The organism is Paraplanobispora siamensis, from assembly GCF_016863175.1.
Lineage (GTDB): Bacteria > Actinomycetota > Actinomycetes > Streptosporangiales > Streptosporangiaceae > Planobispora > Planobispora siamensis.
This window is the reverse complement of record NZ_BOOJ01000124.1, coordinates 1-3,271: the sequence shown is the minus strand read 5'-3', so window position 1 is coordinate 3,271 and position 3,271 is coordinate 1. Positions and strand designations below refer to the sequence as shown.

The following is a 3,271-nucleotide window of genomic DNA, read 5'->3' as shown; positions in this document are numbered from 1 at the left end:
AGAGGTTGTTTGTAATCCCTTGATCGATCATGCGGTGGATGGGTAGAGGATCGCGATGGTCGAGTATTTATCTGATCGCAATGAGGAGTCGCGGGATCGCGTGCGGCGTGCCGATAAGCGGGTCGAGCAGGTCCGGCAGCGGATTAAAGAACTGCAGGCGCAGGAGTGGCCGCCGGTGGCCAGCCCACAGCAGGCAGCCAAGCGGGTCGAGCAGGCCGCGCAGACGGCAGCGCAGGCCGAGGTCGAGGCTCGTGCGGGTCATCGGCGCGCCGCCCGGGCGCATCGAGACAACGCCACCGTGCATGAGCAGGTGGCGCAGGCCGGGATCGGGGACGTGGCCTGGCATCGGCAACGGGCGGCGCACGAGCGTCAAGAAGCACTCGACAACGATCGACAGGCTTCCCCTGCTCGGCAGTCAGCCGCCGGTGCTCGCGGTGACGCCGACGGCGAACCTGGCTCTGCGCCACGGCCGTGACCGGTCACAGGGCCGAGCCCGTCATCCAGGACGCGACCGACCGATCAGGCGGCCTGGAGCGAGGAAGCCGGCGCACGCTTCCATGACCGGGCGTTTTTCCTGGTCAGCCGTCGCGTCATCAAGGTGATGGCGGCCCAGCACAGATGGGCCTCGCTGTGGGCGGGCGTGCGTTCGTAGTCGCGGACGTTGCGCCAGGCGCGCAGGAACCAGCTCAGTGACCGCTCCACGATCCACCGGCGCGGCAGCACCGTGAAGCCGACCTGGCCGGCGACCTTGGAGACGATCTTCAAGGTGAGGTTCAGGAAGCGACGGGCCCACTCCACCAAGACCCCGGCGTAGGCGCCATCGGCCCAGACCAAGGTGAGCTGCGGATGCAGCATCCGCACTCGGGCCAGCAGGTCGCGGGCGCAGTCCCGGTCGCTCCGATCGGCGGGGGTGACCATGACCAGCAGCACCAGTCCCATGGTGTCGACCAGGACTGATCGCTTGCGTCCGTTGATCTTCTTGCCGGCGTCGTAGCCTCGGGTCGCCTTGCTCACCGTTTCTGCGGCTTTGATGCTTTGGGAGTCCAGGATCGCGGCCACCGGGTTGGGGCAGCGCCCGGCGCGCAGCCGGATGGCCCGGCGCAGCTGGACAAGGATGGAGCTGACCACGCCGGCGCGGGCCCAGCGGGCGAAAAAACCGTAGACCGTCTGCCAGGGAATGCCGTAGTCGTGCGGCAGGGCGCGCCACTTGCATCCGTTGTCGACCACGTAGCGGATGGCATCGACGACGGTGCGGCGATCGTGTTTCTCGGGGCGGCCGCCGCGCTCGCTCTGACAGGCCGGCACCGGCAGCAGCGGCTCCAGCAGGGCCCACTCGGCATCGGTGGCATCGGAGGGGTAGCGGCGCCGGCGCATCGGCTCAGCGTCCCCGGGTCAGCAAGGTCAGCGTGGCCTTGATCCCGGTGATCTGATCCAGCACCATCTGCGCGTTGTCATCGCCGGGCAGCGCGGCGGCGTGCGGCGCGATGGTGGAGGTGATCAGCCGGGAGGTGCGGGTCAGCAGCTGGTGGAAGACCGCGATGGCATAAGCAGTCCATTCGGCTGGATCGGCCGACAGCTTCCAGCCCTGCCCGGCAGTCCAGGTGATCGGGGTCAGGTTCGCCATGGCGGCGATCTCGCGGATGTAGAGCAGGCCCTTGCGCACCTGGTAGGGGCTCAGAGCGGTGGCGGCCACCAGCTGCTTGGTGCTCAGCCCGGCGGGCCGGGCCTCGCTCAGGGCCAGAAGCACGCGCTCGGCACAGACGTTGGCGGCCAGCCGGCCGCCGGACCGGCTCATCAGGGGTGCCCGTTGCGGTTACCGGTCGCGCAGCAGCGCGGCCAGCCCTTCATCGAGCGTGGTGTCCCCGGTGTCGATGGCCGTTTCGATCCAATCGGCGGTGGAGCGGACCCGGGCCAGGTTCTTGTGCACGCTGGCGCGCTCGGTATCGGTGAAGGAGCGCCCGCGCAAGGCCGGCACGATCCGGCCGCCCGCGGCCACGAACGCCGCGCACGCCCCGACCAGATCGATGAACCCCAGCGTGTGCTCCACCCGCCGCAGCGCCGGGGCGGCCGCCCGGCGCGCCGGCTCGGCGGCCTGGTGCGCCTGGTTATATTGGGCGCGGTTGACCATGTGCTTGGCGGTGTCATCGGCCATGGCCTGGTGCGCGACCGCGGGCCGGCGCAGCAGATCGGTGGCCACGGTTGCGGCGACTTCCTCATCGCCGGCCAGATCGTGGATGGCGCGGACCTTCTCCTTCACCGACACCGGGCGTTCGACCTGGTAGCCGACGATGCGACTGGCGGCATCGGGCGTCCAGCGGCAGTGGCCGGTGCGCTCATCGAGCGGCGGCCGGGTGATCTGCCGCCAGCGCGCCTGCTCATCGCTGATCGCCGCCAGGATGCGATGCACCTTGTGTGATACCCCGACCTGCCGGTATTGGGCCGGCCAGCGCGATGAGGTCCACCGGTACTCCTTGATGGTGGCGGCCGCCAGGCCCACGTCGTCGGCGAACGTCGCCAGGATCTCGGAGATGTCGTACGTGTCATCAATGCCCGCCAGCGGATGGGATCCGCCCCGCTCCTGCATCGGAGCGATCTCCAGCGCGTTGTCGCCGATCTCGAACTGGGCCCGGCCGACGGTCTCCACCAGCTGCCGCGTGCGCTCGACCAGTTCCTGATACCGCTCCAGGGCCACATGCCCGACCATGGTCGCGCCCATGTTCCCCGCCTCCTCGCATAGGAAGGGACAGAACATCGGTGCGGTGCCGCCAGTGTGCGCTTGATCACATCATGTGACAATCCCCTGCGCCAAGGTCTTTTCCGGTCCCGCCAATCAGCGCCTCGTCGATCACTGAGCCGTTCGCGGAGCGGGCACGGTGCCCTGTGAGCGAACGGCTTCCCCCGCGGCTTGACGCCGCCGACGGGCCCGGGTCTTACACCGTCGTGAGCAAAACACCGCCCCAAAGCGGTGATCGATTCCTGTCACCCAGATCGCCCCGCACTCCAGACAGCTCGACCGGCTGGCCGGCGAGGCATCGACCACGGTCATCACAGCGCGGCGGGTGCGTCGGACCCAGCGCCAATGCCGGGCCCGACAGGCCGAGCTGCAGTAGATCGCATCCCGCCGCGCCCGGCCCGGCAACTCCTGGCCGCACCCGGGGCAGACCCGCCGCGTTGATGCACTCGTGGCCACGATCCCAGACTGCTCCTGACCAGGTCTGTCCGCTAGCTCGACGACGCTCTCGATTCAAGATCACCGTTCAAAAACAACCAC

General features: G+C 68.9%; 3 protein-coding genes and 1 pseudogene. All 4 read right to left on the bottom strand.

Annotated elements, in window-relative coordinates:
• Positions 1-67 precede the first annotated feature (67 nt).
• The 4 genes and pseudogenes from Psi01_RS42800 to Psi01_RS42785 all read right to left on the bottom strand — a co-directional run bounded on the left by Psi01_RS42800 (position 68) and on the right by Psi01_RS42785 (position 2,716).
• Entirely contained in the window at positions 68-373 is a 306-nt protein-coding gene (locus Psi01_RS42800) for a hypothetical protein (RefSeq protein WP_204069943.1), read from the bottom strand.
• Between the two features lie 149 nt (positions 374-522).
• Positions 523-1,374, bottom strand: a pseudogene (locus Psi01_RS42795) (IS5 family transposase); the annotation flags it as partial.
• Between the two features lie 4 nt (positions 1,375-1,378).
• The gene (locus tag Psi01_RS42790; RefSeq protein ID WP_203880368.1) at positions 1,379-1,795 is read right to left on the bottom strand and encodes a hypothetical protein; all 417 of its coding nucleotides are present in this window, start codon (positions 1,793-1,795) and stop codon (positions 1,379-1,381) included.
• 18 nt (positions 1,796-1,813) lie between these two features.
• On the bottom strand, positions 1,814-2,716 hold the full coding sequence (locus Psi01_RS42785) for a DUF6192 family protein (protein WP_204069941.1): 903 nt from the start codon (positions 2,714-2,716) through the stop codon (positions 1,814-1,816).
• Positions 2,717-3,271: the final 555 nt, after the last annotated feature.

What these genes read in the sequence shown, in the direction of transcription:
- Psi01_RS42790 (WP_203880368.1), bottom strand. Translation starts at nt 1,795, where the DNA reads ATGAGCCGGTCCGGCGGCCGGCTGGCCGCCAACGTCTGTGCCGAGCGC.
- Psi01_RS42785 (WP_204069941.1), bottom strand. Translation starts at nt 2,716, where the DNA reads ATGGGCGCGACCATGGTCGGGCATGTGGCCCTGGAGCGGTATCAGGAA.